Here is a 20,573-nt window from a genome sequence, read left to right as displayed (position 1 = left end):
CTGCAGAACGGAGGGCGTGATGCGGAATTTCCTGAACCTGTCCGACGCGGGCGGGGACGCGGTCGCGGCGATGCTTGCCAACGCCATCGACCGCAAGGCGGCGCGCGCGGGCTGGCCCAAGGCGAAAGCCGATGCCGATGCCCCGCTTGCCGGGCATGTACTGGCGATGGTGTTCGAGAAGAATTCGACCCGCACCCGCGCGTCGTTCGACATCGCGATCCGCCAGCTCGGCGGCGCGTCGATGATCATGGATGCGGGCGTGACCCAGCTCGGCCGCGGCGAGACGATCGCCGACACGGCGCGCGTCCTGTCGCGCTATGCCGACGCGATCATGATCCGCACCGACCATCATGAAAAGGCCGAGGAACTGGCCGAATATGCGAGCGTCCCGGTGATCAACGGGCTGACCGACCTGTCGCATCCGTGCCAGATCGTCGCCGACCTGCTGACGATCGTCGAAAGCGGCAAGTCGCTCCCCGGTCTCGAACTCGCCTGGCTCGGCGACGGCAACAATGTGCTCGCTTCGCTGATCGAGGCGGCCGGACTGTTCGGCTTTCATATCCGCGCCGGCGTCCCGCAGGGCTATGATCCCGATGCGACGTTCGTCGAGGCGGCGCGCGCGAAGGGTAGCCGTATCGACATCTTGCGCGACGCACGCGAAGCGGCGGCCGGCGCCGACCTCGTCGTCACCGACACCTGGGTGTCGATGGGACAGGATCATGCGCACAACAAGCTCGCGGCGATGGCGCCCTATCAGGTCGACGAACGGTTGATGGCCGCGGCGAAGGATGATGCGATCTTCCTCCACTGCCTTCCCGCGCATCGCGGCGAAGAAGTGGTCGACGCGGTGATGGACGGCCCGCAATCGCGGATTTGGGACGAAGCCGAAAACCGCGTCCACGCGCAGAAGTCGATCCTGCTCTGGGCACTCGGCAAGCTATGAGCGAGACGATCGAAACCTGGTTCGACCAGCCGCTGGTCTTCACCATCGCGGCGCGGCATGTCCGCGGCCGGTTCGTGCGGCTCGGCCCCGTGCTCAACACGATCATGGCGGCGCACAGCTATCCGCCGGTCGCCGAAAAGCTGCTCGCCGAGGCGCTTGTCCTGACCGTGTTGCTCGGCTCGACGCTCAAGACCGAAGGCGGGCAGATGACGCTGCAGGCGCAGACCGGCGGCGGGCCGGTCGAACTGCTCGTCTGCGACTATCGCGGCGGCGAACTGCGCGGCTATCTGAAGTTCGACGCCGAGCGGCTGGCCGAAGTGGGCTCGGACCCGACGCTGTTCGCGCTGTTCGGCGAGGGCTTCCTCGCGATCACCTTCGATCAGGAGGCGACCGGTGAGCGCTATCAGGGCATCGTGCCGCTTGAGGGCGCCTCGATCGGCGCCGCCGCCGAGCATTATTTCGAGCAGTCGGAGCAGATTTCGAGCCTGATCAAGCTCGCCGCGCGCCACGATGCCGAAGCCGGCTGCGTCGCCGGCGGGATGCTGCTCCAGCACCTTCCCGAGGGCGAGGTCGGGCGCGACCGCCTGCATGTCCGCCACGATCTTCCCGAATGGGAGCATGCGAAGACGATCGGCGCGACGCTGAAAGACGAGGAACTGACCGATCCGGCGACCTCGCTGGAAACGCTTGCGTGGCGGTTGTTCCACGAGGACGAGGTGCGGATCGAGCCCGGCGCGGCGGTCTCGCGCGGCTGCCGGTGCAGCCCCGATTATTTCGCCGGCGTGCTCGCACAATTTCCCGAGACCGAGCGGCAGGATATGGCCGACGAGCAAGGGAAAATCGTCGTCGACTGCGCCTTTTGCTCGCGCATTTTTCCGATCGCTCTCGAAGACATCGCGTCGCGCCCCTGAGCGGGCCCGTGGCATTTCGTCGCAAATCGAGACGGCGAAGCGAGGCAATCCAGCGCCAAGCGGTTGAAATCCTGTCGGGGCATCGCTAGCTTGTATCAAACGGGGTCGCAATTTCGCCCGTATCGGGCGGCCAATGGATAGGTAGAAATGGCGATCTCGACTCCCTTCATACGATGGTCTCTGATGGCGTTTGCCTTTGCCGGTGCGAGCGCCGTGCCCGCGCAGGCGCCGTCGCTGGCGATGCTCGACCGGCTCGAAAAGGGGAGCTGGCAGCTTCGCGAACGCGGCAAGCCCGATGTGGTCAAGACCTTCTGCCTCGGCGATGCCCGGCGGATGATCCAGATCTACCACCCGCGCTCGGGCTGCTCGCGCTATATCATCGAGGACGCGCCGAAGTCGGTGACGGTCCACTATACCTGCCCCGGCGCGGGGCATGGCCGGACCAGCATCCGGGCCGAAACCAACCGACTGGTTCAGATCGATACGCAGGGCATCGCCGAAGGCCGGCCTTTCTCGCAGGCGATCGAGGCGCGGCGGGTGGGGGCCTGCACCGCGGCGAACTGACCGCCGGTTTCGTAACGCGATGTTAACCATCGGCAATTAGCTTCGGGATCACGACGCACCGATGTGTGTCCTTCTCCCTAACGGCTTCTTGCCGACTTGGGCCGTATAGCGAAAGCCGTGCGGCCCTTTCTTTTGGTAAGGGAAGGGCCGAGCCGCCCCTTGCGCCGCCTTTGGTGCAGGCGTATCGGGCGCCGATGCAGAATCTTGCCGGAAAAACGCTGATCGTCCTTCTCTCGGGCGGACTGGACTCGATGGTTTGCGCGGGCCTTGCGCGCGAAGCCGGCGCGCGCATCGTCGCGCTGACGATCGATTATAACCAGCGCCATCGCGTCGAACTGGAATCGGCTGCGCGCATTGCACGCGATGTCGGCGCGGCCGAGCATATCGTCCTGCCGCTCGATCTTCGCCGCTTTGGCGGCTCGGCGCTGACCGCTGATATTGACGTCCCCAAGGATGGTGTCGGCGACGATGTCCCGATTACCTATGTTCCCGCCCGCAACCTCATTTTCCTGTCGCTGACGCTCGGCCTTGCCGAAGCGCGGCAGGCGCAGGACATCGTCATCGGGGTCAATGCGCTCGACTATTCGGGCTACCCCGACTGCCGCCCCGAATTCATCGCCGGATTTCAGGATCTGGCCCGGCTCGCGACGCGCGATGGCGACAAGGGGGTCGATTTCCACATCCACGCGCCGCTCCAGCATATGACCAAGGCCGACATCGCGGCCGAGGCGGCGCGGCTGGGCATGGACGCGGGGATGAGCTGGTCCTGCTATGATCCCACCCCCGATCATCTCCACTGCGGCCTGTGCGACAGTTGCCGCCTGCGCAGCAAGGGCTTCGCCGACGCCGGGCTGCCCGACCCGACCCGCTACACCGGCGCATGACCTACGCGGTCAAAGAGATTTTCCTCACGCTTCAGGGGGAGGGCGCGCAGGCCGGCCGGCGCGCCGTTTTCTGCCGCTTCGCCGGATGCAACCTCTGGACCGGGCGTGAGAAGGACCGGGCCAAGGCGATCTGCCAATTCTGCGATACCGATTTCGTCGGCACCGACGGGACGCTCGGTGGCAAATATCGCGATGCCGAGGCGCTTGCCGCAGTCGTTGCGGAAAGCTGGGGTGAAGCGCCGGGGGACCGCTATGTCGTGCTCACCGGCGGCGAGCCGATGCTGCAGGTCAATGACGCGCTGATCGACGCACTCCATGCCCAAGGCTTCACGATCGCGATCGAAAGCAACGGCACGCTGGCGGTGCCGCGCAGCATCGACTGGATCTGTATCAGCCCCAAGGCGGGCAGCGAGCTGGTGCAACGGAGTGGTGACGAACTCAAACTGGTCTGGCCGCAGCCGGGCAGCGACGTCGAAATGCTCGCGTCGCTCGATTTCGCGCACCGGCTGATCCAGCCGCTCGACGATCCGCACGCGGAGGACAATGTCCGGCGCTGCATCGATCTGGTGATGGCGGACCCGCGCTGGCGCCTGTCGCTCCAGACGCACAAGAGCCTGGGGCTGCGCTGAGCGCTATTCGCTCTTTTTGGCGGCGGGTTCCACGGTAACCGCCTTCTTGACCGCGGGTACGGCGACGGCGTCAGGATTTTCGCTATCGCTGCTCGCCTCGTCGTCGGTCTCGTCCTTGTCCGCTTCGGTTTTTGCCGCGGGCTTTGCTGTGCCGTCGTCGGGGACACTGTTGTCGACCGCGGTTCCGTCGGTCGTCGCATCGTCGAGGATGATCATCGAATCGCTGATCGTTCCGGGCTGAACCTCGACCGCGTCGAGCTTGGCGGTCGATTTGCCGCCATTGTCGCCGCCGCCGCAGGCGGCAAGCGAGAGAAGCAGGAGCGAGGGAAGAAAGATGCGGGTCATGCGCCGTTCCTAATCTTTTGCCCGAAGCTTGTCGAGAAAGGCGGGCAGGCTTGCCGCCAGCGCCGCATCGACGTCGGCGAACGAGGCCTGCTTGTCGAGCGCGGCGAGGCTGGTGACCGGAAATTCGGCGATCCCGCACGGCACGATGCCGCCGAAATGCGACAGGTCGGGCGCGACGTTGAGCGAGAAGCCGTGCATCGTCACCCAGCGTTTCACGCGCACGCCGATCGCGCCGATCTTCGCCTCGCGGCCGTGCGGGTCGTCGGTCCAGATGCCGATCCGGCCCTCGGCGCGGCGGGATTCGACCCCCAGCAAGGCGAGCGTGTCGATCACCCAGCCTTCGAGCGCCGATACATAAGCGCGCACGTCGCGCCCGCGCCGGCTGAGGTCGAGCTGGACATAGCCGACGCGCTGGCCCGGCCCGTGATAGGTGTAACGCCCGCCGCGCCCGGCGTCATAGACCGGAAAGCGCGGGTCGAGCAGCTCGGCGGGATCGGCGCTGGTCCCTGCGGTATAAAGCGGCGGATGCTCGAGCAGCCAGATGCGCTCGCCCGCTTCCCCGGCATGGATCGCCGCGGCCCGGCTCTCCATGTCCAAGAGCGCCGTTTCATAATCGGTATGGCCCGACGAGACGGTCCATTCGGGGGGAGGGGGCGGCGTCATTGCGCGCTTCCTGCCCCGATGCGGCGCGCGGTGCAAGGGGCAGAAGCGCGATCGGCGACAAGGCTGGACAGAGGGAAGGAAGATTGTCAGTCTCGCCGCATTCAGGATCATAAAAAACAACGGGGTATCAATGGCAAAATTCGACATGGGCGCGGCGTGGGAAGACAGCATGACGCTGCTCAAATCGCACAGTGCGCTGACCGGCACGATCGCCGCGGTGTTTTTGTTCCTGCCGACGCTGGCGGTTAGCTGGTTCGGCCCCACGCCGATCGAGCCCGCCGCCGGCGCGACCTTCGAGCAGATGATGACGAGCTTTCGCGAAAGTGCGCGGCAGGCGGTCCCGTTCCAGTTGCTCGTCGCGGTGATCGCGGCCATCGGCGGTGTCGGTATCCTGCGCCTCTGGCTGTCGCGGTCGAGCGTCAGCGTCGGCGATGCGCTTGCCTTTGCGTTCAAGATGATCCCGACGATGGTAGCCGTGCAATTCCTGATGGGGCTTGCGATCGCCCTGATCGCGGTGGTGCTCATCGTTCCCGGCGCCGCAATCGGCGGCGCGCCGGGCATGCTGCTCCTGTTCGTCGGCCTGATCGCGTTCATCGCGCTTTGCGCCTATCTGTGGGGGCGGGTGGCGGTCGTGTCGCCGCTGATCGCCGACCGGGTTCAATATAATCCGGCCGCCGCGCTTCAGGAAAGCTGGGCGCTGACGCGGGACAATGGCTGGCGCATCTTCCTGTTCCTGTTTCTCGTCACGCTGGTCCTGTTCATTGCGGCGATGATCGTCGGCATTGTCGTCGGGGTCGTGGCGGGAACGGGCGAGGGCGTCGGCCGGATACTGACGGGTTTCGCCGAAGCGGGCTTCGCTGCGATCAGCGGCATCGTCACCCTGGCGATCACGGCCGCCACATATCGCCAGCTCACCGTCGGGGGATCGTCCGACATCTTCCAGTGATCGCCGTCATAGGCGAATGAGAGAATTGGGTCGCAACGCGGACGGAGAAGAGACAGAACCACGTCCGACAGTGAAGGATACAGGAGAGCAGGTTCAATAGCAGGGGAAAGAACATGGTCAGGATGAGTATCGGGGCAGCTTTTCAGGAAACATTCGATTTCCTGAAGGCCAATTGGACGCAAATGCTGCTGTGGGTCGGCGGCGCGGTCGTTTTGCTCGCTTTGCTGGGCTATTTGATGCTCGGCTCCACCTTCCAGATGATGGCCATGTCCGCTGGCGATCCATCGGCGATGATGGGGGCATTGGGACGGATATTCCTCTTCGCCATCGTTGCCGCGGTCATCCTCTACGCCGCGTCGATGCTGATCTGGCGCAGCGGGCTTCATCCCGGTGAGGCGCCGAATTTCGGCTGGGCGTTACAGGCCGGGCCGGCCTTTGCCTTCGGCATGTTCGTCGTTTTCATCGCGGCCTATATCGTCATGATGATCGTCATGTTCATACTCGCGCTCATTTTCGGCGCGGCCTTTGCCGGCGCCGGGGGTTTTTCGCCGAGCGCTTTCCAGGCGGGGACGATCGGTGGCGGTGCGATCGCAGTGATGATTCTCTTCTATATCGCCGTGATCGTCTTTTTCCTCTGGATCGTCGGCCGCCTCTCGGTCGCTGGCCCGGTGATGGCCGACCGGCTGACGCGCAATCCGGTCACCGGCATCGCCGAATCGTGGCGGATGACCGGGGCGTCGCAGTGGACGATCGTCGGCTTCTACGTTCTCGTCGGCATTCTCTCGCTGGTCTACGGCTTCGTCGTCGGATTGATCTTCGGGGGAATCATGGGCGCTGCGGCGAGCGGTGGCTCGGGGGCAGGCGCGGTCATCTCGATGATCGTCATGGCGCTTGTCGTCTATGTGCCGCAACTGTTGCTGTCGTTCGCGATGCCGATAGGTATTTATCGCGCCATCGCACCGCGGGCATCGGGCGACGTTTTCGCCTGATCATTTGTGCATGATCGGCACGGGGCGCTCCGGCAACGGGGCGCCCTTTCGCTATCTCAGCTCCATTTTGCGAGCGGAGGCAGGCTCATCAGGATGGCGTCGATATTGCCGCCGGTCTTGAGCCCGAACAGCGTCCCCCGGTCGTAGACGAGGTTGAATTCGGCATAACGGCCGCGCCAGACGAGCTGTTCGTCGCGCTCGGCCTCGGTAAAGCCCTGCCCCATGCGGCGGCGGACGATCTGGGGAAATATGTCGAGGAACGCCTCGCCGACCGCCTGCGTGAGCTGGAAGTTGCGGTCGAACTCGGCATCGTCGCCGCATTCGAGATGGTCGTAGAAGATGCCGCCGACCCCGCGATGCACACCGCGGTGCGGGATATAGAAATAATCCTCGGCCCATTTGGCATAGCGCTCATAGACCTCGGGGCCGAAGGGCGTGCACGCCGCGCGCAGCCGCGCGTGAAAGGCGTCGGTGTCCTCGGCATAAGGAATCGGCGGATTGAGATCCGCACCGCCGCCGAACCAGCGTTTGGTCGTCACGAGGAAGCGCGTGTTCATATGCACCGCGGGAACATGCGGGTTCGCCATATGCGCGACCAGGCTGATTCCGGTCGCAAAAAAGCTCGGGTCCTCGCCCGCGCCATGAATCGACGCGGCAAAGTCGGGCGCGAACTGGCCGCCGACGGTCGAAACATTGACCCCGACTTTCTCGAATACCTTGCCGGTCATCACGCCGCGTACGCCGCCGCCGCCCTCGCCGGGGGCGATTCCTTCGGCTTCGCGATCCCACGGCGTGTAGTCGAAGCGCGCGTCGCTGCCGGCCTCGCGTTCGATCGTCTCGAATTCGGCGCAAATCCGGTCGCGAAGCGATTCGAACCAGCTACGCGCCGCCTGCTGCTGGGTATCGAGCGAAATCATGACGGAAAGCCTTTCGTCTGTCTGAGAGCTTCGGCGAGCGCGATGCCAGCCGCCACCGCGACATTCAAGGAGCGAAAGCCCGCCCGCATCGGAATCGCGACCCGCGCGTCCGCCGCATCGTGGACATGCGGCGGTACGCCCGACGATTCCGCGCCGAGCAGCAGGATATCGCCGGCCTTGAAGGAAAAGCCGGGCAGGGGCGTCGCGCCAGCCGTCGTCAGCAGGACAAGGCGGCGATCCGTTGCTGCGCCCCACGCCTGAAATGCGGCCCAATCGGCGTGACGCCGGACATTGGCCCGCGTCGCATAGTCCATCCCGGCGCGCTTCAATGCGGCGTCGGAAAAGGGAAAGCCGCATGGCTCTATGATATGCGCCGGCACATCGAAGCAGGCGGCGGTGCGCAGCGTCGTGCCGACATTACCCGCAATATCCGGCTGAAACAGGGCGATTTCCATGGTCACGCCATAACCGCGGCCGTTCGCGGAATCGAGTGGCTTCGCCGCCGCATCGCTGCACAGTGACGGAAGCGGAAATTGCCTGTTGGCAAGCCCCGGATGTGCGGCTATCAGGCCCGCAATTCCCGGAGGGGCCGCCGGGGCGCGCCATTTCGTGCGTGCGTGGCAGGGCGGCTCACCTTCCGGGAAATATTGTCGTTTCACCCATGCAAGGGCAGTCGAATGGCCAGTGAATCCGAACTCAACGCCGGCATCGAAGATGGCGTGCGGCGCCGGGACTTTATCAATATCGCGGCAGTGAGTTTCGCGGGCGTCGGTGCGGCGGCAGTTGTTCTGCCGCTCGTCAACCAGATGAACCCCTCGGCCGACGTGCTCGCGCTGTCGACCACCGAGATCGATATTTCGGCGATCCAGCCCGGACAGGCGATCAAGACGAGCTGGCGCAAGCAGCCCGTGTTCGTCCGCAACCTCGTTGCCAAGGAAATCGCCGAGGCCAAGGCCGTGCCGCTCGGCGACCTGCGCGACCCGCAGACGATCGACGAACGCACCAAGCCCGGCAAGGAAAACTGGCTGATCACGCTGGGCGTCTGCACCCACCTGGGTTGCGTGCCGCTCGGTGCTGCCGAGGGCGAGAACAAGGGTGATTTCGGCGGCTATTTCTGCCCGTGCCACGGTTCGCACTACGACACCGCGGCACGCATCCGGAAGGGCCCGGCACCCAAGAATCTGGTTGTGCCGCCCTATGAATTCACCAGCGACACCGTCGTGACGATCGGCTGAGGAGCGAGATAAGATGAGCTTTCCCTGGGCCAAGAATTATGAACCGCAGCAGCCGCTGATGAAGTGGCTGGACGAGAAGCTGCCGCTGCCGCGCCTCGTCTACAATGCGATCGGTGCCGGCTATCCCGTGCCGCGCAACCTCAACTATTTCTGGAACTTCGGCGTTCTCGCCGGTGCCGCGCTGGCGATCCAGATCATCACCGGCATCGTGCTGGCGATGCATTACGCCGCCAATGCGGCGGTCGCCTTCAATTCGGTCGAGCATATCATGCGCGACGTGAACGCCGGCTGGTTCATCCGCTACGCGCATATGAACGGCGCGAGCATGTTCTTCATCGTCGTCTATCTGCACATCTTCCGCGGCCTTTATTACGGTTCGTACAAGGCGCCGCGCGAAATGGTGTGGCTGCTCGGCGTCGTGATCTTCCTCCTCATGATGGCGACCGCCTTCATGGGTTATGTGTTGCCGTGGGGCCAGATGAGCTTCTGGGGCGCGCAGGTGATTACCGGCTTCTTCTCGGCGATTCCGCTCGTCGGCGAGCCGGTGCGCGAATGGCTGCTCGGCGGCTTCGTCCCCGACAATGCGACGCTGAACCGCTTCTTCTCGCTGCACTATCTGCTGCCGTTCGTGATCCTGGGTGTCGTCATCCTGCACATCTGGGCGCTGCACATCCCGGGTTCGAACAACCCGACCGGCATCGAGGTGAAGGACGAACAGGACACGGTTCCCTTCCATCCTTACTACACCGCGAAGGACGGCTTCGGGCTCGGCATCTTCCTCCTGCTATTCGTCGCGCTGACCTTCTTCAGCCCGAACACGCTGGGTCACGCCGACAACTATATCCCGGCCAACTCGCTTTCGACCCCGGCGCACATCGTGCCCGAATGGTACTTCCTGCCCTTCTACGCGATCCTGAAGGCATTCACCTTCAACTTCCTGTGGATCGACGCGAAGCTGTGGGGCGTCATCGCGATGTTTGCATCGATCGCGCTGCTGTTCTTCCTGCCCTGGCTCGACAGCTCGCCGGTGAAGTCGTCGACCTATCGCCCGCTGTATCGCTGGTTCTTCTGGGTCCTCGTCGTCGATGTCCTGCTGCTCGGCTGGTGCGGCATGCAGCCGGCGGAGCAGCCGTGGGTCATCCTCAGCCAGATCGGCGCGATCTATTACTTCGCCCACTTCCTGATCATTCTGCCGATCGTGTCGCGGATCGAACGTCCGTTGCCGATGCCGAATTCGATCACCGAGGCGGTTCTCGCCAAGCATGCCGACAAATCGTCGGCGGCCACGGCCTGAGCGCCGGACTTTAATAGGAGCTGATAAAGCCATGGTTCGCCCGCTCGGTTTTCTCGTCGGTCTTGGTTTCATCACGGCGCTGGTGCTCGCGATCTTCACGACGCCGCTGTCCAATGAGCACAACGCCGCGCACGACTTTCATAAGGAGCCCAAGCATCTGAAGCTTGCCAGCGACGGTTTGAAGCCGCACTGGGACAAGCAGCAGCTTCAGCGCGGGATGCAGGTGTACAAGGAAGTCTGCTCGGCCTGCCACAGCCTGCACCTCGTCGCGTTCCGCGATATCGGTGATCTTGGCTATACCGAAGGCCAGGTGAAGACCTTCGCCAAGGGCTTCCAGGTTCCGTCGATCAACCCCGACACGGGCGAGCCGGCGACGCGTGACGGCCTGCCGTCGGATTATTTCCCGTCGCCCTATGCGAACGAGACGGCTGCACGCGCGGCGAACAACAATGCGCTGCCGCCCGACCTGTCGCTGATCACCAAGGCGCGCGAAGGCGGCAAGGACTATGTCTATTCGCTGCTGACCGGGTTCCAGAACCCGCCGGCGAACCTGCCGGCCGAGCTGAAGCCGGGCACGGGGCTGCACTACAACCCCTATTTCGCGAACCTCAACCTCGCGATGGCGCCGCCGCTGGCTGATGGTCAGGTAACCTATGCCGACGGCACGAAGGCGTCGGTCGACCAGATGGCGAAGGACGTCACCGCGTTCCTCGTCTGGACCGCCGAACCGAAGCTGGTGAAGCGCGTACAGGTGGGCTGGGCCGTCTTCATCTTCCTGCTCATCTTCAGCGGGCTGACCTATCTGTCGTACCGGAACATCTGGGCCGACAAGAAGCATTGAGGACAGAAGGGAGGGCGGCCCGTTCGATGATCGCCCTCCCGCCTCGACCGGACCTCGACCTCGCATCGCTCGTCCGCACCATTCCCGACTTTCCCAAGCCGGGCATCCAGTTTCGCGATATTACCACGCTGATCGGCGATGCCGCCGGTTTCAGCGAAACGGTGCGGCGCCTGTGTACGCTTGCCGCCGTCCATCGCCCCGACTTCATCGTTGCTGTCGAGGCACGCGGCTTCCTGTTCGGCGCTGCGATGGCAACGGCGATGGGGCTGGGCGTCGTGCCGGTGCGCAAGGCGGGCAAGTTGCCGGGCGTGACGATCGGCGTCGATTACGAACTCGAATATGGCGTCGACCGGCTCGAACTGCACGAAGGTGCGGTCATGCCGGGGCATCGTGTCGTCCTCGTCGACGACCTGCTCGCGACCGGCGGCACGATCCTCGCGACCGCGGCACTGATGCGCAATGCCGGGGCGGAGGTTGCGGCGGCGCTGTTCGTCATCGACCTTCCCGATCTCGGCGGTTCGCGGCGGCTCGCCGATGCGGGGCTCGCTTGCGAGACATTGATCGCCTTCGACGGCGATTAGGATTTTGACGGAAAGCGGCCCCCGCGTGGACCGGGTCGCTGCCCTCGCGGCATTGCTGTCCGCCGATCCGCTGCGATCGGCAGCGCTGGCCGCCGTCGCATCACTGGGATTGCCCGACTGCTGGATCGGGGCAGGGTTCGTCCGCGATGCTTTATGGGACCATCTACATGGACGCGAACCGGCGGCCCCGGTCGGCGATGTCGATGTGGTCTGGTTCTGCCGAACAGCGGGCAAGGGTGTCGATCGCGACAGCGAGGAGAAACTCCGGGCTCTGCTTCCCGGCTTGCGATGGTCAGTCAAGAATCAGGCGCGGATGCACCGCCATAATGGCGACGCGCCATATCGGTCGGTCGCCGACGCGATGATGCACTGGCCCGAGACGGCGACCGCCGTGGCCGCACGATATGAGGGGCGCGGGGTGGAGATCAATGCGCCTTTGGGGCTCGACGATCTGTTCGAATTGCGCCTGCACGGATGGTTTTCGGGACGCGAAGCGAGATGTTTTCGACCGGCGGGTTTCGTCGAAGCGATGGTTGCAGCGCTATCCGTTGGTGAGCATGGTGGAGGAATAAACGTCCATCATGCGGGCAAAGAAAAAGCCCGCGCCGAAGCGCGGGCTTCGCCCCCTTGGCAAATGCGTCGGGTTTAGAACGGTACCCAGCTCTGCTTCTTGCGGAATTTCATATAGCCGACGTTGGCGCCGAGGCGCGCGCCGACACCGACGCGGATCGGGATCAGCACGATGTCGCCGCTGCGCAGATAGGAAGCATTGAAGCCGCCGATCAGGTAAGCGGCGCCTTCGCCGGCCGGGAAGCGCTTGTAGAGATCTTCGCTGTCGAAGAGGTTGTAGACGAGGACGAAGGTGTTGCCGGCGTTGGCGCCCGCATCGAAGCCGATCGACGGGCCGGTCCAATAGGCCGGACGTTCGCCTTCCACCTTGTGATAGAGCGTGCCCGAACCATAGCGGACGCCGAGCACCAGCGCGCCGCTGGCCTCGCGGCCGACGATATAGGCGTTCGGCTCGCCCTGCTTTTTCAGGATATCTTCGATCATGCTCGCGAGACCCTGCGCGCCCTTGCCGAACACACCCTCGGCGGCGCCGATCAGGTCGTCCTCCTTGTAGGTGGTCGACGGGTCGGCGTTGGTCGCCGCCGTTTCGGGATTGGTCGCGACGGTGGGCACGGTGTCCGGCGCCGTGGCGGCCTGCTGGTCGCCAGTCGCGAGGTCGCTGTTGATGTCGCTGTCCGACGAATTGTCGTAGGTGGGCGTATCTGCCTGCGGAGCTGGATTGGGATTGTCGAGATCCGAATCGATCGCGGTGTTCGGATCGACCTGAGTCATTTGCGCCGCTGCCGGAATCGGCGTGGCGGCCAGCCCGATCGCGGCGAGGGCCGTGACGGCAAAGGCGGCGAACTTGTTACGCATATTATCCCCCAATCGGTCGGCGCGCCGTGGCGCCACGCGGGTTAACCATGACTCGCTCTTTGAATCGCGGGCAATGAATGGGCGATGACTTGAGTCGATTTTGCGTCAGGCCGAATCATTTTGCCCGCCAGCCGCGCAGGGCGCGACGAAAAGGCAGAGGTGGCGGAGACGGAGGGATTCGAACCCTCGGTACCGGATTTACCAGTACGACGGTTTAGCAAACCGTTGGTTTCAGCCACTCACCCACGTCTCCGCATGGTCTGCCGCGCTAACGGCAGTCTGGCCTAGGCGGGTCGCTATAGCCATGCCTCTCGCGCCCCGCAACGCCAAACATTGCCCTTGCGGCGCGAAATGGAATCCTTTGGTGGAGGCAGGGAAGCTCGGCGCGCGATCAAGCTGAGCTATGCCCGGCAACATTATCTCTACTAAAGAGTAGAGTGACAAGGGCAGGGCGTTCTGGCTAGATTGGTGCCGCCCGGAGAAGCCCGGCCAAGCATCGTTCATCGAACCTCCTGCATTGACCCCGCCATGACCCAGACCAAGCAAGGCCTCATCATCCGCCACGTGCCGCACGAGGGGATCGCGGGGTATCGCGATCCGGTCGAGGCGGCGGGCTATGCGCTCGACCGGATCGACGTCGGCGACGCCGGTTTCGACGGGATCGACCTGTGCGAGCCCGAACTGCTGATCATGATGGGCGGCCCGATGGGCGTATATGAGCAGGACCGTTATCCGCGGATCGCGTGCCAGCTCCGCTTGCTCGCCCGCCGCATCGAGGCGGGTTTGCCGACGCTCGGCGTCTGTTTCGGCGCGCAGATGATCGCCGCGGCAATGGGCGCGCGGGTCTATGCGGGGCCAGTCAAGGAGGTCGGCTTTCATGCGCTGAGCTTCGTCGATCCCGGATCTCCGCTCGGCGAACTCGCGGATGTTCCCGTCCTTCACTGGCATGGCGACACGTTCGACTTGCCTCCCGATGTCGAGCTATTGGCTTCGTCAAAGGCCTATCGCCATCAGGCCTTTCGCCGTGGGCCCAATATATTGGCGCTGCAATTCCATGCCGAAATGGGCCTCGACCCGCGGTTTGACGAATGGATGCGGCAATGGCCCGAAGCCGCCGTCGAGGCCGGGAGTACCGCGGAAGCGCTCGACCGCGATCACCGGCTGCATGGCCCCGCCGCTGTCGCTGCGGGCAGGCGGATGATCGCGCAGTGGCTTTCCGGCCTTCGCCACTGAAAGGCCGCGAAAAAGCTGCAATAGATATTGTAATTGAGAATCGTTCTCGATAATGGCCGGATAGTCTCTCCGCCCAGAAATCATCGATGCACGCACCCACAACTCCGCGACCGGCGACAAAAAAAAGCCGGAAGGCCTTTTGGCTGAAACAGCTCCACATGTGGCACTGGATGAGCTCGGCCATCAGCCTCATCGGTCTGCTGCTGTTCGCGATTACCGGCTTCACGCTCAATCATGCCGCCGACATCGAAGCATCGCCGGTGGTCACCGAAAAGGCGGGGCAATTGCCGCCGCCGCTGCTGCGCCAGCTCGCGTCGGCCGACCGCGCCGACGGCAAGGCGCCACTCCCGAAACCCGTTGCGACGTGGGTCGAGGATAATTTTCCTGTACGTGCGTCGGCGGAGGCCGAATGGTCGGCCGACGAAGTCTATCTGCCTGCGCCCCGTCCCGGTGGCGACGCGTGGGTGGCAATCGACCGCGCGAGCGGGGCGGTGACCAGCGAAATCACCAGCCGCGGCTGGATTTCCTATCTCAACGACCTGCACAAGGGACGCAATTCGGGCGGCGCATGGGGCCTGTTCATCGATATCTTTGCCGGCGCCTGCCTGATCTTCGCGATTACCGGGCTTTTCCTGCTCTGGCTGCATTCGGCCAAGCGAAAGAGCACATGGCCGCTCGTCGGCGCCGGGATTGCGATCCCCGCCGCGATTGCCATCATTTTCATCCACTAGGAGATTGTCGCCGTGCAGCTGCCTTATCGTATCGTCCTGTCCGTCGGCGCCGGCGCGACGCTCGCCGTGCCCGCGCTCGCTGCCGACCCGGGCACGATGGACGTCACCATCGCTATCCCGCGGCTGAAGGTCGCCGAATATCACAAACCCTATGTCGCGATCTGGGTCGAAAAGGCGGGCGCAAAGGCGAAGACGGTCGCGGTCTGGTACGACCATGACATGAAGGCGAACGAGGGCACCAAATGGCTGCGCGACGTTCGCCAGTGGTGGCGCGCATCGGGACGGTCGATGAGCTTTCCCGCCAACGGCATCACCGGCGCGACGCGGGCGCCTGGAACGCACAAAATCTCTTTCACGCGGGCGCAACTCGGCGCGCAGGCGGCAGGCCAGTACACGCTGGTCATCGAAGCGGCGCGCGAAGTGGGCGGCCGCGAATTGCTCCGCGTTCCCTTTACCTGGCCGGCGAAGGCCGGCGCAGGCGGACGCGCGGCAGGAACGACAGAATTGGGCGCCGTGTCGGTCGCTTTCCGCTGAATTCGAAGGGGCAGGAATATGAAAAAGCAAATTTGGGGTTTCGCGGCGACCGTCGCACTGGTCGCGCTGGCGGCGGTTCCGGCGAGTGCGCATCGCCAGTGGATGATGCCGTCGTCGACGGTGCTGTCGGGCGACGATGTGTGGGTGACGGTCGACGCTGCGGTGTCGAACGATCTCTTCTATTTCGAGCATCAGCCGATGCGTCTCGATGCGCTGAAGGCGTGGGCGCCCGATGGCAGCGAGGCAGTGATCGAGAACAAGGCGACTGGCCGCTATCGCAGCACCTTCGACGTTCACCTGACGCAGAAGGGGACCTGGCGTATCGCATCGGTGTCCGATGGCCTGATCGGCAGCTATGATCTGAACGGCAAGACCGAGCGCCTGCCGCGCGGGACGACCACCGCGAACCTTGCCGAAAAGATCCCGGCGGGTGCGACCAATGTGAAGACCGCCGAATCGAACAATCGCAACGAGATTTTCGTGACCGTCGGCGAGCCGACGACGACGCTGTTCAAGCCCACGGGCAAGGGTATCGAACTGGTGCCGGTGACGCATCCCAACGACTTGTTCGCGGGCGAGGCGGCGACCTTCCAGTTCCTGCTCGACGGTAAGCCTGCGGCCGGGCTGCCGGTGACACTGATCCCCGGCGGTATCCGCTACCGCGACCAACTGGGGCAGGTCGATCTCAAGACCGACGCCGAAGGCAAGGTCGAAGTCACCTGGCCCGAACCGGGCATGTACTGGCTCAACGTGACCACCCCGCAGGCCGAGGGCGCCGTCGAGGGCGCGCCGCCGCCGATCACCCGCCGCGCGAGCTATGTCACGACGCTCGAGGTGATGGCGCCCTGACCGATCGCATCCTGATCCCGCGCGCGCTGACGCCGGCGGCGTTCGCCACGCGCGATGCCGCGGCGGCGATCGGAAGCTTTGCGGGCGAAGCGATGGGCACGAGCTGGTCGCTGCAGGCGGTGTCGCCGCCGGCAGCGACACGGCATGGCGTGCAAGCCGCGCTCGACCTCGTTGTCGCCCAGATGAGCCAGTGGGAGCGCGATTCCAACCTGTCGCGCTTCAACCGCGTTGCGCCTGGTAGCTGGCATGTGATCCCGGCCGAATTGGCGAGAGTGATAGAGGCGGCGTTGGAGATCGGTCGCGCCAGCGGCGGCGCGTTCGATCCGGGCCTTGGCCAACTGACCGAAGCTTGGGGCTTTGGCAGCCGCGGCCCCGTCGGCAATGTGCCCGATTTTCCGGAAGCATCGGCGGGGCGGGGGATCGAGTTCGATCCCGACGGCCCGCGCATCCGGCGCGAAGCGGGGGCGGCCCTCGACCTGTCGGGAATCGCCAAGGGCTATGGCGTCGACCTTGCCGCCGAATGGCTCCTTGATATGGGGGTCCGGCATTTCCTGCTTGAGGTCGGCGGAGAGTTGCGCGGGGAGGGGATTCGTCCCGACGGTCAGCCGTGGTGGGTCGATACCGAAGTGCCCCCCGCGACGCCGGTCGCGCCCTATCGTATCGCACTGCACGATCTGTCGGTCGCGACCTCGGGCAATTATCGGCGCGGCTTCGCGGCCGGCGGGCGATATTATTCGCACAGCTTCGATCCGCGGACCGGCCGCCCGATCGTCAGCGAGGTGACCTCGGTCACCGTATTGCACCGTAGCTGCATGATGGCCGATGGCTGGGCGACCGCGCTGACTGTGCTGGGGCCGGCGGCGGCGATCGCGCTGGCCGACGACCAGCAGCTTGCCGCCTTCATCCTTGCCGGGAAAAATGAGTATCTGTCGCGCGCGTGGCGCGAGATGCTGGACTAGCTGTCGGCCCAGCGGCGCAAAAGGTTGTGATAGACGCCGGTCAGGCGCACGACCGTCGCATCGCCTTGACCCATCGCTGCCGCTGCGCCCTGCACCCCCATGTCGAGGTCGAACAGCAGGTTGCGCTGTCCCTGGTCGCGCACCATCGACTGGATCCAGAAGAAGCTCGCGACGCGCGCGCCGGACGTTACTGGCTCGACCCGGTGCACGGTGGTCGCGGGGTAAAGCACAAGATGGCCCGCCGGCAGCTTGATGCCCGGCGCCTCCGCCATGCCTTCGACGATCAGCCCGCCGCCCTCGTAACTGTCGGGGTCGGCGAGGAAGAGTGTCGCCGACAGGTCGCTGCGCAGCCGGAAATCGCTGCCGCGGCGCATGCGGATCGCGTTGTCGATATGGTCGCCGAAGCTTTCGCCGCCGGCGTAGCGATTGAAATAGGGCGGATAGATTTTGAGCGGCAGCGCGGTGGCGATGAACAGCGGGCTGCGGCCCAGCGCATCGAGCACCAGCCGTCCGGCCTCTGCCGCCGCCTCGCCGAATTCGGGGAGCTGTTCGTTGCGCTTGGCAAGCGCGGCCTGCGGGCCCGAGGTTTCGTTGCCGTCGATCCACTGCGCGGCGTCGAGGATGGCGCGGAGTTTTGCGACGCCATCGGCGTCGAGCACATCGGGGATGATCCGGATCATGCGGGCTTTTAGGCGAAAAAGGGCGGGAACGGCAATGCGCCGCGCCCGCCCTTTCGATCAGAAGTTATAGAAGAGGCTGAACACCGCCGAACGCGAGTCGCCGGGGGTGGCCCAGCCGCCGGTGATGATCCCCGTCGTCGCATTCGCATTGTTGCGAACGCCGGTGTAATAATCCTCGTTCGTCACGTTGCTGACGTTCACCTGCGCCACGAGACCGTTCTTGAAATCGTACGACGCAAAGAGCCGGTGGATCAGATAATCGTCGACCATGAACTGCGTCCGCTGCAGCGCGTTGCGCTGGTTGGTCGCGAACTTGCCCTGATAGCTGAGGCCGTAGCCGACCTGCAGCCCGAAGGGGAAGGCATAGGTGGTGAACAGGCTGCCCGAATGCTTCGGCGTCTGGATCAGGCGGTCGCCCGCCTGCGGATCGACGCATCCACTTTCGAGGCAGAAGTCCGACACGCTCTGCTTCACCTTGCTGTCGAGGTAAGTGTAATTGGCGAACACCGCCCATTTGGGCGTGATGTTGCCGGTCAAGCCGAGTGCCACGCCGTCGACGCGCGAGCGGCCGTCGAGCACCTGCAGCGAGGCGGGCTGGGCCGGATCGTTCGACGGAACGCGGAAATTGGTGCGTTCGTTGCGGAACAGCGCAGCCGTGAGAAGCAACTTCTTGTCGGCCAGTTCGGCCTTCGCGCCGAACTCGATGTTGCGCGCCTTTTCTGGGGCAACGGCGCAAGGATCGGCGGCTCCGGGCGCGGCGGGCAGGCCGCAGCCCGCGCGGACCGTTGCCGAGGTCGGCGTCTTGGCGTTGCCATAGGCGGCATAGAGGCTGACGTTCTCGATCGGGTGGAACACCGCGCCGATGCGATAGGAGAAGAGATTCTCGTCGCTGACCTGGTCGGCACCGCGGGTATAGACCGCGCCAGTTACCGGCGTGGTCACCGTATCGGCGCGGAAGATGTTGCGGGCATTTTCATACCGCACGCCCGCGTTGATTTCGAACATCGGCGAGATTTCGAGCGTGTCGAAGGCATAGATCGCCCAGTTGCGCGTGTCGCCATAGCTGTTGCCGGTGCGGACATAATTGACCGGGCCGGTCCACACCGTGTTCGGGTTCGACAGGTTGATCGGCGGCTGCGCCGGGTTCGGCAGCGCGCCGCCCGGATTGCGGAGAAGCTGCGCGGTCTCGATCGAATAATCTTCCTGACTGTAGGAAGCGCCGATGACGAGGGTGTTGAAGAAACCGCCCTTGGCGCCACTGAGGATCGTCAGGTCGGTCTGGTTGTGGAGCAGGTCGTTGACCTGGTCGCGGACGAGGCCGCGCGGGCCCGCCGGGTAATAGAAGCCGGGGGCATCCTGACCGGCGGGGCAGGGCGCGCCGACGGTCGAGTCCGGGCCGGTGCCGATCGGCTGAAGGCCATTCGCGAGGCAGAAGACGCCCTGCGGTGCGCTCGTCTGGCTCAGCTGGTGGACGCGCTGCCAGCGCGTCAGGTTGCGGATCGACACGTTGTCGCTGAACGCATGGCGGAAGGTCGCGGTCAGGCGGTCGACCTTGGTCTTCTGCTTGTCGAGGTTGGCGATGCCGAAATAGTCGCTGTCGTCGACGCCCGGCAGCGGGCCGTCGTTGACGCCGCTGAGGTAGAAGGGGACGCCAAAGACCGGCGTGTTGTTATCGTCCTGATGGATATAGGCGAGCGTCAGGCTGGTGTCGCTGTCGACGCCGATCGTGATCGACGGCGCGACGCCCCAGCGCTTGAAGCTTTCGACGTCGCGGCCGGGCACGTCGTTCTCATGATACATCGCGTTGATGCGGACCGCGATCAGATCGTTGAGGCGCCAGTTGCTGTCGATCGCGCCGCGGTAATAATTGTCGGTGCCGACCGCGCCCTGCACCGTCGTGGCGTTGCGGGCGAAGGGGATCTTGCTGACGAGGTTGATCGTGCCGCCGACGCTGCCCGATCCGTTGAACACCGAATTGGCGCCGTTGTAGACTTCGATCTGCTGGAGGTTGAAGGGATCGGTGCGGCTATACTGAGCGCTGTCGCGGACGCCGTCGATCGTGAGGTCGTTGTTCGCCGAATAGCCGCGCAGGTTGATCGAGTCGCCATAACCGCCGCCGCCTTCGCCGGCGCCGAAGGTGATACCGGGGATCGTCGACAGCGCGTCGCGCAGCGTCAGCAAATTCTGCTGGCGGAGCTGTTCCTGCGAAACCACCGTGACCGTCTGTGGCGTGTCGACGATCGGCGCGGTCGCCTTGGGCGATTCGACTTCGGTCGCCAGCGTGCCGCTCACGACGATGTCGCTGCGAGTACCCGGTGCATCCTGAGCTTCGTCGACATTGGCGGCCATGGCCGGGGCGCTGACGAGGCTGCCGACGCACGACAGTGCGAGGAAAGTGGCGGATGTGGACTGCTTCACGG

General features: G+C 64.6%; 24 protein-coding genes and 1 tRNA gene. 17 read left to right on the top strand and 8 right to left on the bottom strand.

Annotated elements, in window-relative coordinates:
* The first annotated feature begins 16 nt into the window (after positions 1-16).
* The 5 genes from argF to queE all read left to right on the top strand — a co-directional run bounded on the left by argF (position 17) and on the right by queE (position 3,931).
* Positions 17-943 carry an ornithine carbamoyltransferase gene (gene argF / locus LH19_RS09620; RefSeq protein WP_054727397.1) on the top strand — a complete coding sequence of 309 codons (927 nt, stop codon included), beginning with the start codon at positions 17-19 and terminating at the stop codon, positions 941-943.
* The gene (gene hslO, locus LH19_RS09615; RefSeq protein ID WP_054727395.1) at positions 940-1,854 is read left to right on the top strand and encodes an Hsp33 family molecular chaperone HslO; all 915 of its coding nucleotides are present in this window, start codon (positions 940-942) and stop codon (positions 1,852-1,854) included. Before argF ends, hslO begins: the two co-directional genes overlap by 4 nt.
* A gap of 147 nt (positions 1,855-2,001) precedes the next feature.
* Positions 2,002-2,418: a DUF3617 domain-containing protein gene (locus tag LH19_RS09610; RefSeq protein WP_062912892.1), complete on the top strand. Its 417-nt coding sequence runs from the start codon at positions 2,002-2,004 to the stop codon at positions 2,416-2,418.
* Between the two features lie 194 nt (positions 2,419-2,612).
* On the top strand, positions 2,613-3,302 hold the full coding sequence (queC, locus tag LH19_RS09605) for a 7-cyano-7-deazaguanine synthase QueC (protein ID WP_054727390.1): 690 nt from the start codon (positions 2,613-2,615) through the stop codon (positions 3,300-3,302).
* On the top strand, positions 3,299-3,931 hold the full coding sequence (gene queE, locus LH19_RS09600; protein WP_054727388.1) for a 7-carboxy-7-deazaguanine synthase: 633 nt from the start codon (positions 3,299-3,301) through the stop codon (positions 3,929-3,931). Before queC ends, queE begins: the two co-directional genes overlap by 4 nt.
* 3 nt (positions 3,932-3,934) lie before the next feature.
* On the opposite strand, the gene LH19_RS09595 is transcribed toward queE, so the two are convergent.
* On the bottom strand, positions 3,935-4,276 hold the full coding sequence (locus tag LH19_RS09595; protein ID WP_054727386.1) for a hypothetical protein: 342 nt from the start codon (positions 4,274-4,276) through the stop codon (positions 3,935-3,937).
* Between the two features lie 9 nt (positions 4,277-4,285).
* The gene (gene lipB, locus LH19_RS09590; RefSeq protein ID WP_054727384.1) at positions 4,286-4,939 is read right to left on the bottom strand and encodes a lipoyl(octanoyl) transferase LipB; all 654 of its coding nucleotides are present in this window, start codon (positions 4,937-4,939) and stop codon (positions 4,286-4,288) included.
* 130 nt (positions 4,940-5,069) lie between these two features.
* On the opposite strand from lipB, the gene LH19_RS09585 reads away from it, so the two are divergent.
* The gene (locus LH19_RS09585) at positions 5,070-5,885 is read left to right on the top strand and encodes a glycerophosphoryl diester phosphodiesterase membrane domain-containing protein (protein WP_054727382.1); all 816 of its coding nucleotides are present in this window, start codon (positions 5,070-5,072) and stop codon (positions 5,883-5,885) included.
* A gap of 122 nt (positions 5,886-6,007) precedes the next feature.
* Positions 6,008-6,874: a hypothetical protein gene (locus LH19_RS09580; RefSeq protein ID WP_054727380.1), complete on the top strand. Its 867-nt coding sequence runs from the start codon at positions 6,008-6,010 to the stop codon at positions 6,872-6,874.
* Between the two features lie 56 nt (positions 6,875-6,930).
* On the opposite strand, the gene hemF is transcribed toward LH19_RS09580, so the two are convergent.
* Positions 6,931-7,791 (bottom strand): oxygen-dependent coproporphyrinogen oxidase, encoded by an 861-nt coding sequence (gene hemF, locus LH19_RS09575; RefSeq protein WP_054727378.1) that lies wholly within the window; start codon positions 7,789-7,791, stop codon positions 6,931-6,933.
* Entirely contained in the window at positions 7,788-8,246 is a 459-nt protein-coding gene (locus LH19_RS09570; protein ID WP_054727375.1) for a tRNA (cytidine(34)-2'-O)-methyltransferase, read from the bottom strand. Before LH19_RS09570 ends, hemF begins: the two co-directional genes overlap by 4 nt.
* A gap of 222 nt (positions 8,247-8,468) precedes the next feature.
* Here LH19_RS09570 and petA point away from each other — a divergent pair, with 222 nt between their 5' ends.
* The 5 genes from petA to LH19_RS09545 are packed head-to-tail and all read left to right on the top strand — an operon-like array spanning position 8,469 to position 12,391.
* Complete coding sequence (gene petA / locus LH19_RS09565; RefSeq protein ID WP_054587934.1) at positions 8,469-9,026, top strand: ubiquinol-cytochrome c reductase iron-sulfur subunit; 558 nt, start codon at positions 8,469-8,471, stop codon at positions 9,024-9,026.
* A 13-nt stretch (positions 9,027-9,039) separates the two neighbouring features.
* Positions 9,040-10,320 (top strand): cytochrome b, encoded by a 1,281-nt coding sequence (locus tag LH19_RS09560; RefSeq protein ID WP_054727373.1) that lies wholly within the window; start codon positions 9,040-9,042, stop codon positions 10,318-10,320.
* A gap of 31 nt (positions 10,321-10,351) precedes the next feature.
* On the top strand, positions 10,352-11,161 hold the full coding sequence (locus LH19_RS09555; protein WP_054727370.1) for a cytochrome c1: 810 nt from the start codon (positions 10,352-10,354) through the stop codon (positions 11,159-11,161).
* Between the two features lie 26 nt (positions 11,162-11,187).
* Positions 11,188-11,742 carry an adenine phosphoribosyltransferase gene (locus LH19_RS09550; RefSeq protein WP_054727368.1) on the top strand — a complete coding sequence of 185 codons (555 nt, stop codon included), beginning with the start codon at positions 11,188-11,190 and terminating at the stop codon, positions 11,740-11,742.
* A 25-nt stretch (positions 11,743-11,767) separates the two neighbouring features.
* A complete protein-coding gene (locus LH19_RS09545) occupies positions 11,768-12,391 on the top strand; it encodes a nucleotidyltransferase family protein (protein WP_234716125.1) in 624 nt (207 codons plus the stop codon).
* Here LH19_RS09545 and LH19_RS09540 read toward each other — a convergent pair.
* Complete coding sequence (locus LH19_RS09540; RefSeq protein WP_054727365.1) at positions 12,388-13,167, bottom strand: DUF1134 domain-containing protein; 780 nt, start codon at positions 13,165-13,167, stop codon at positions 12,388-12,390. The genes LH19_RS09545 and LH19_RS09540 overlap by 4 nt on opposite strands.
* A 160-nt stretch (positions 13,168-13,327) precedes the next feature.
* A tRNA-Ser gene (locus LH19_RS09535) sits at positions 13,328-13,420 on the bottom strand.
* A gap of 275 nt (positions 13,421-13,695) precedes the next feature.
* Here LH19_RS09535 and LH19_RS09530 point away from each other — a divergent pair.
* The 5 genes from LH19_RS09530 to LH19_RS09510 all read left to right on the top strand — a co-directional run bounded on the left by LH19_RS09530 (position 13,696) and on the right by LH19_RS09510 (position 17,473).
* On the top strand, positions 13,696-14,400 hold the full coding sequence (locus tag LH19_RS09530) for a glutamine amidotransferase (RefSeq protein WP_054727363.1): 705 nt from the start codon (positions 13,696-13,698) through the stop codon (positions 14,398-14,400).
* 86 nt (positions 14,401-14,486) lie between these two features.
* Positions 14,487-15,131 carry a PepSY-associated TM helix domain-containing protein gene (locus LH19_RS09525; protein ID WP_054727361.1) on the top strand — a complete coding sequence of 215 codons (645 nt, stop codon included), beginning with the start codon at positions 14,487-14,489 and terminating at the stop codon, positions 15,129-15,131.
* Between the two features lie 12 nt (positions 15,132-15,143).
* Complete coding sequence (locus tag LH19_RS09520) at positions 15,144-15,665, top strand: DUF2271 domain-containing protein (RefSeq protein ID WP_054727359.1); 522 nt, start codon at positions 15,144-15,146, stop codon at positions 15,663-15,665.
* Positions 15,666-15,683: 18 nt separating this feature from the next.
* The gene (locus tag LH19_RS09515; protein WP_054727357.1) at positions 15,684-16,514 is read left to right on the top strand and encodes a DUF4198 domain-containing protein; all 831 of its coding nucleotides are present in this window, start codon (positions 15,684-15,686) and stop codon (positions 16,512-16,514) included.
* A 92-nt stretch (positions 16,515-16,606) separates the two neighbouring features.
* Positions 16,607-17,473: an FAD:protein FMN transferase gene (locus tag LH19_RS09510; RefSeq protein WP_234716124.1), complete on the top strand. Its 867-nt coding sequence runs from the start codon at positions 16,607-16,609 to the stop codon at positions 17,471-17,473.
* On the opposite strand, the gene LH19_RS09505 is transcribed toward LH19_RS09510, so the two are convergent.
* The gene (locus LH19_RS09505) at positions 17,470-18,153 is read right to left on the bottom strand and encodes a Fe2+-dependent dioxygenase (RefSeq protein ID WP_054727353.1); all 684 of its coding nucleotides are present in this window, start codon (positions 18,151-18,153) and stop codon (positions 17,470-17,472) included. The two genes, LH19_RS09510 and LH19_RS09505, sit on opposite strands and share 4 nt — an antisense overlap.
* A 57-nt stretch (positions 18,154-18,210) precedes the next feature.
* Entirely contained in the window at positions 18,211-20,571 is a 2,361-nt protein-coding gene (locus LH19_RS09500; protein WP_054727352.1) for a TonB-dependent receptor, read from the bottom strand.
* Positions 20,572-20,573: the final 2 nt, after the last annotated feature.

It is taken from the genome of Sphingopyxis macrogoltabida, assembly GCF_001314325.1.
GTDB classification, from domain to species: Bacteria; Pseudomonadota; Alphaproteobacteria; order Sphingomonadales; family Sphingomonadaceae; genus Sphingopyxis; species Sphingopyxis macrogoltabida.
The sequence above is the reverse complement of the archived record's forward strand: the minus strand, read 5'-3'. Positions and strand labels throughout refer to the sequence as shown.

Bases quoted from the DNA above. Each gene is read 5' to 3' on its own strand.
- hslO (WP_054727395.1), top strand. From the start codon at position 940: ATGAGCGAGACGATCGAAACCTGGTTCGACCAGCCGCTGGTCTTCACC.
- LH19_RS09610 (WP_062912892.1), top strand. From the start codon at position 2,002: ATGGCGATCTCGACTCCCTTCATACGATGGTCTCTGATGGCGTTTGCC.
- queC (WP_054727390.1), top strand. From the start codon at position 2,613: ATGCAGAATCTTGCCGGAAAAACGCTGATCGTCCTTCTCTCGGGCGGA.
- queE (WP_054727388.1), top strand. From the start codon at position 3,299: ATGACCTACGCGGTCAAAGAGATTTTCCTCACGCTTCAGGGGGAGGGC.
- LH19_RS09595 (WP_054727386.1), bottom strand. From the start codon at position 4,276: ATGACCCGCATCTTTCTTCCCTCGCTCCTGCTTCTCTCGCTTGCCGCC.
- lipB (WP_054727384.1), bottom strand. From the start codon at position 4,939: ATGACGCCGCCCCCTCCCCCCGAATGGACCGTCTCGTCGGGCCATACC.
- LH19_RS09585 (WP_054727382.1), top strand. From the start codon at position 5,070: ATGGCAAAATTCGACATGGGCGCGGCGTGGGAAGACAGCATGACGCTG.
- LH19_RS09580 (WP_054727380.1), top strand. From the start codon at position 6,008: ATGAGTATCGGGGCAGCTTTTCAGGAAACATTCGATTTCCTGAAGGCC.
- hemF (WP_054727378.1), bottom strand. From the start codon at position 7,791: ATGATTTCGCTCGATACCCAGCAGCAGGCGGCGCGTAGCTGGTTCGAA.
- LH19_RS09570 (WP_054727375.1), bottom strand. From the start codon at position 8,246: ATGGAAATCGCCCTGTTTCAGCCGGATATTGCGGGTAATGTCGGCACG.
- petA (WP_054587934.1), top strand. From the start codon at position 8,469: ATGGCCAGTGAATCCGAACTCAACGCCGGCATCGAAGATGGCGTGCGG.
- LH19_RS09560 (WP_054727373.1), top strand. From the start codon at position 9,040: ATGAGCTTTCCCTGGGCCAAGAATTATGAACCGCAGCAGCCGCTGATG.
- LH19_RS09555 (WP_054727370.1), top strand. From the start codon at position 10,352: ATGGTTCGCCCGCTCGGTTTTCTCGTCGGTCTTGGTTTCATCACGGCG.
- LH19_RS09550 (WP_054727368.1), top strand. From the start codon at position 11,188: ATGATCGCCCTCCCGCCTCGACCGGACCTCGACCTCGCATCGCTCGTC.
- LH19_RS09540 (WP_054727365.1), bottom strand. From the start codon at position 13,167: ATGCGTAACAAGTTCGCCGCCTTTGCCGTCACGGCCCTCGCCGCGATC.
- LH19_RS09530 (WP_054727363.1), top strand. From the start codon at position 13,696: ATGACCCAGACCAAGCAAGGCCTCATCATCCGCCACGTGCCGCACGAG.
- LH19_RS09525 (WP_054727361.1), top strand. From the start codon at position 14,487: ATGCACGCACCCACAACTCCGCGACCGGCGACAAAAAAAAGCCGGAAG.
- LH19_RS09515 (WP_054727357.1), top strand. From the start codon at position 15,684: ATGAAAAAGCAAATTTGGGGTTTCGCGGCGACCGTCGCACTGGTCGCG.
- LH19_RS09510 (WP_234716124.1), top strand. From the start codon at position 16,607: ATGGGCACGAGCTGGTCGCTGCAGGCGGTGTCGCCGCCGGCAGCGACA.
- LH19_RS09505 (WP_054727353.1), bottom strand. From the start codon at position 18,153: ATGATCCGGATCATCCCCGATGTGCTCGACGCCGATGGCGTCGCAAAA.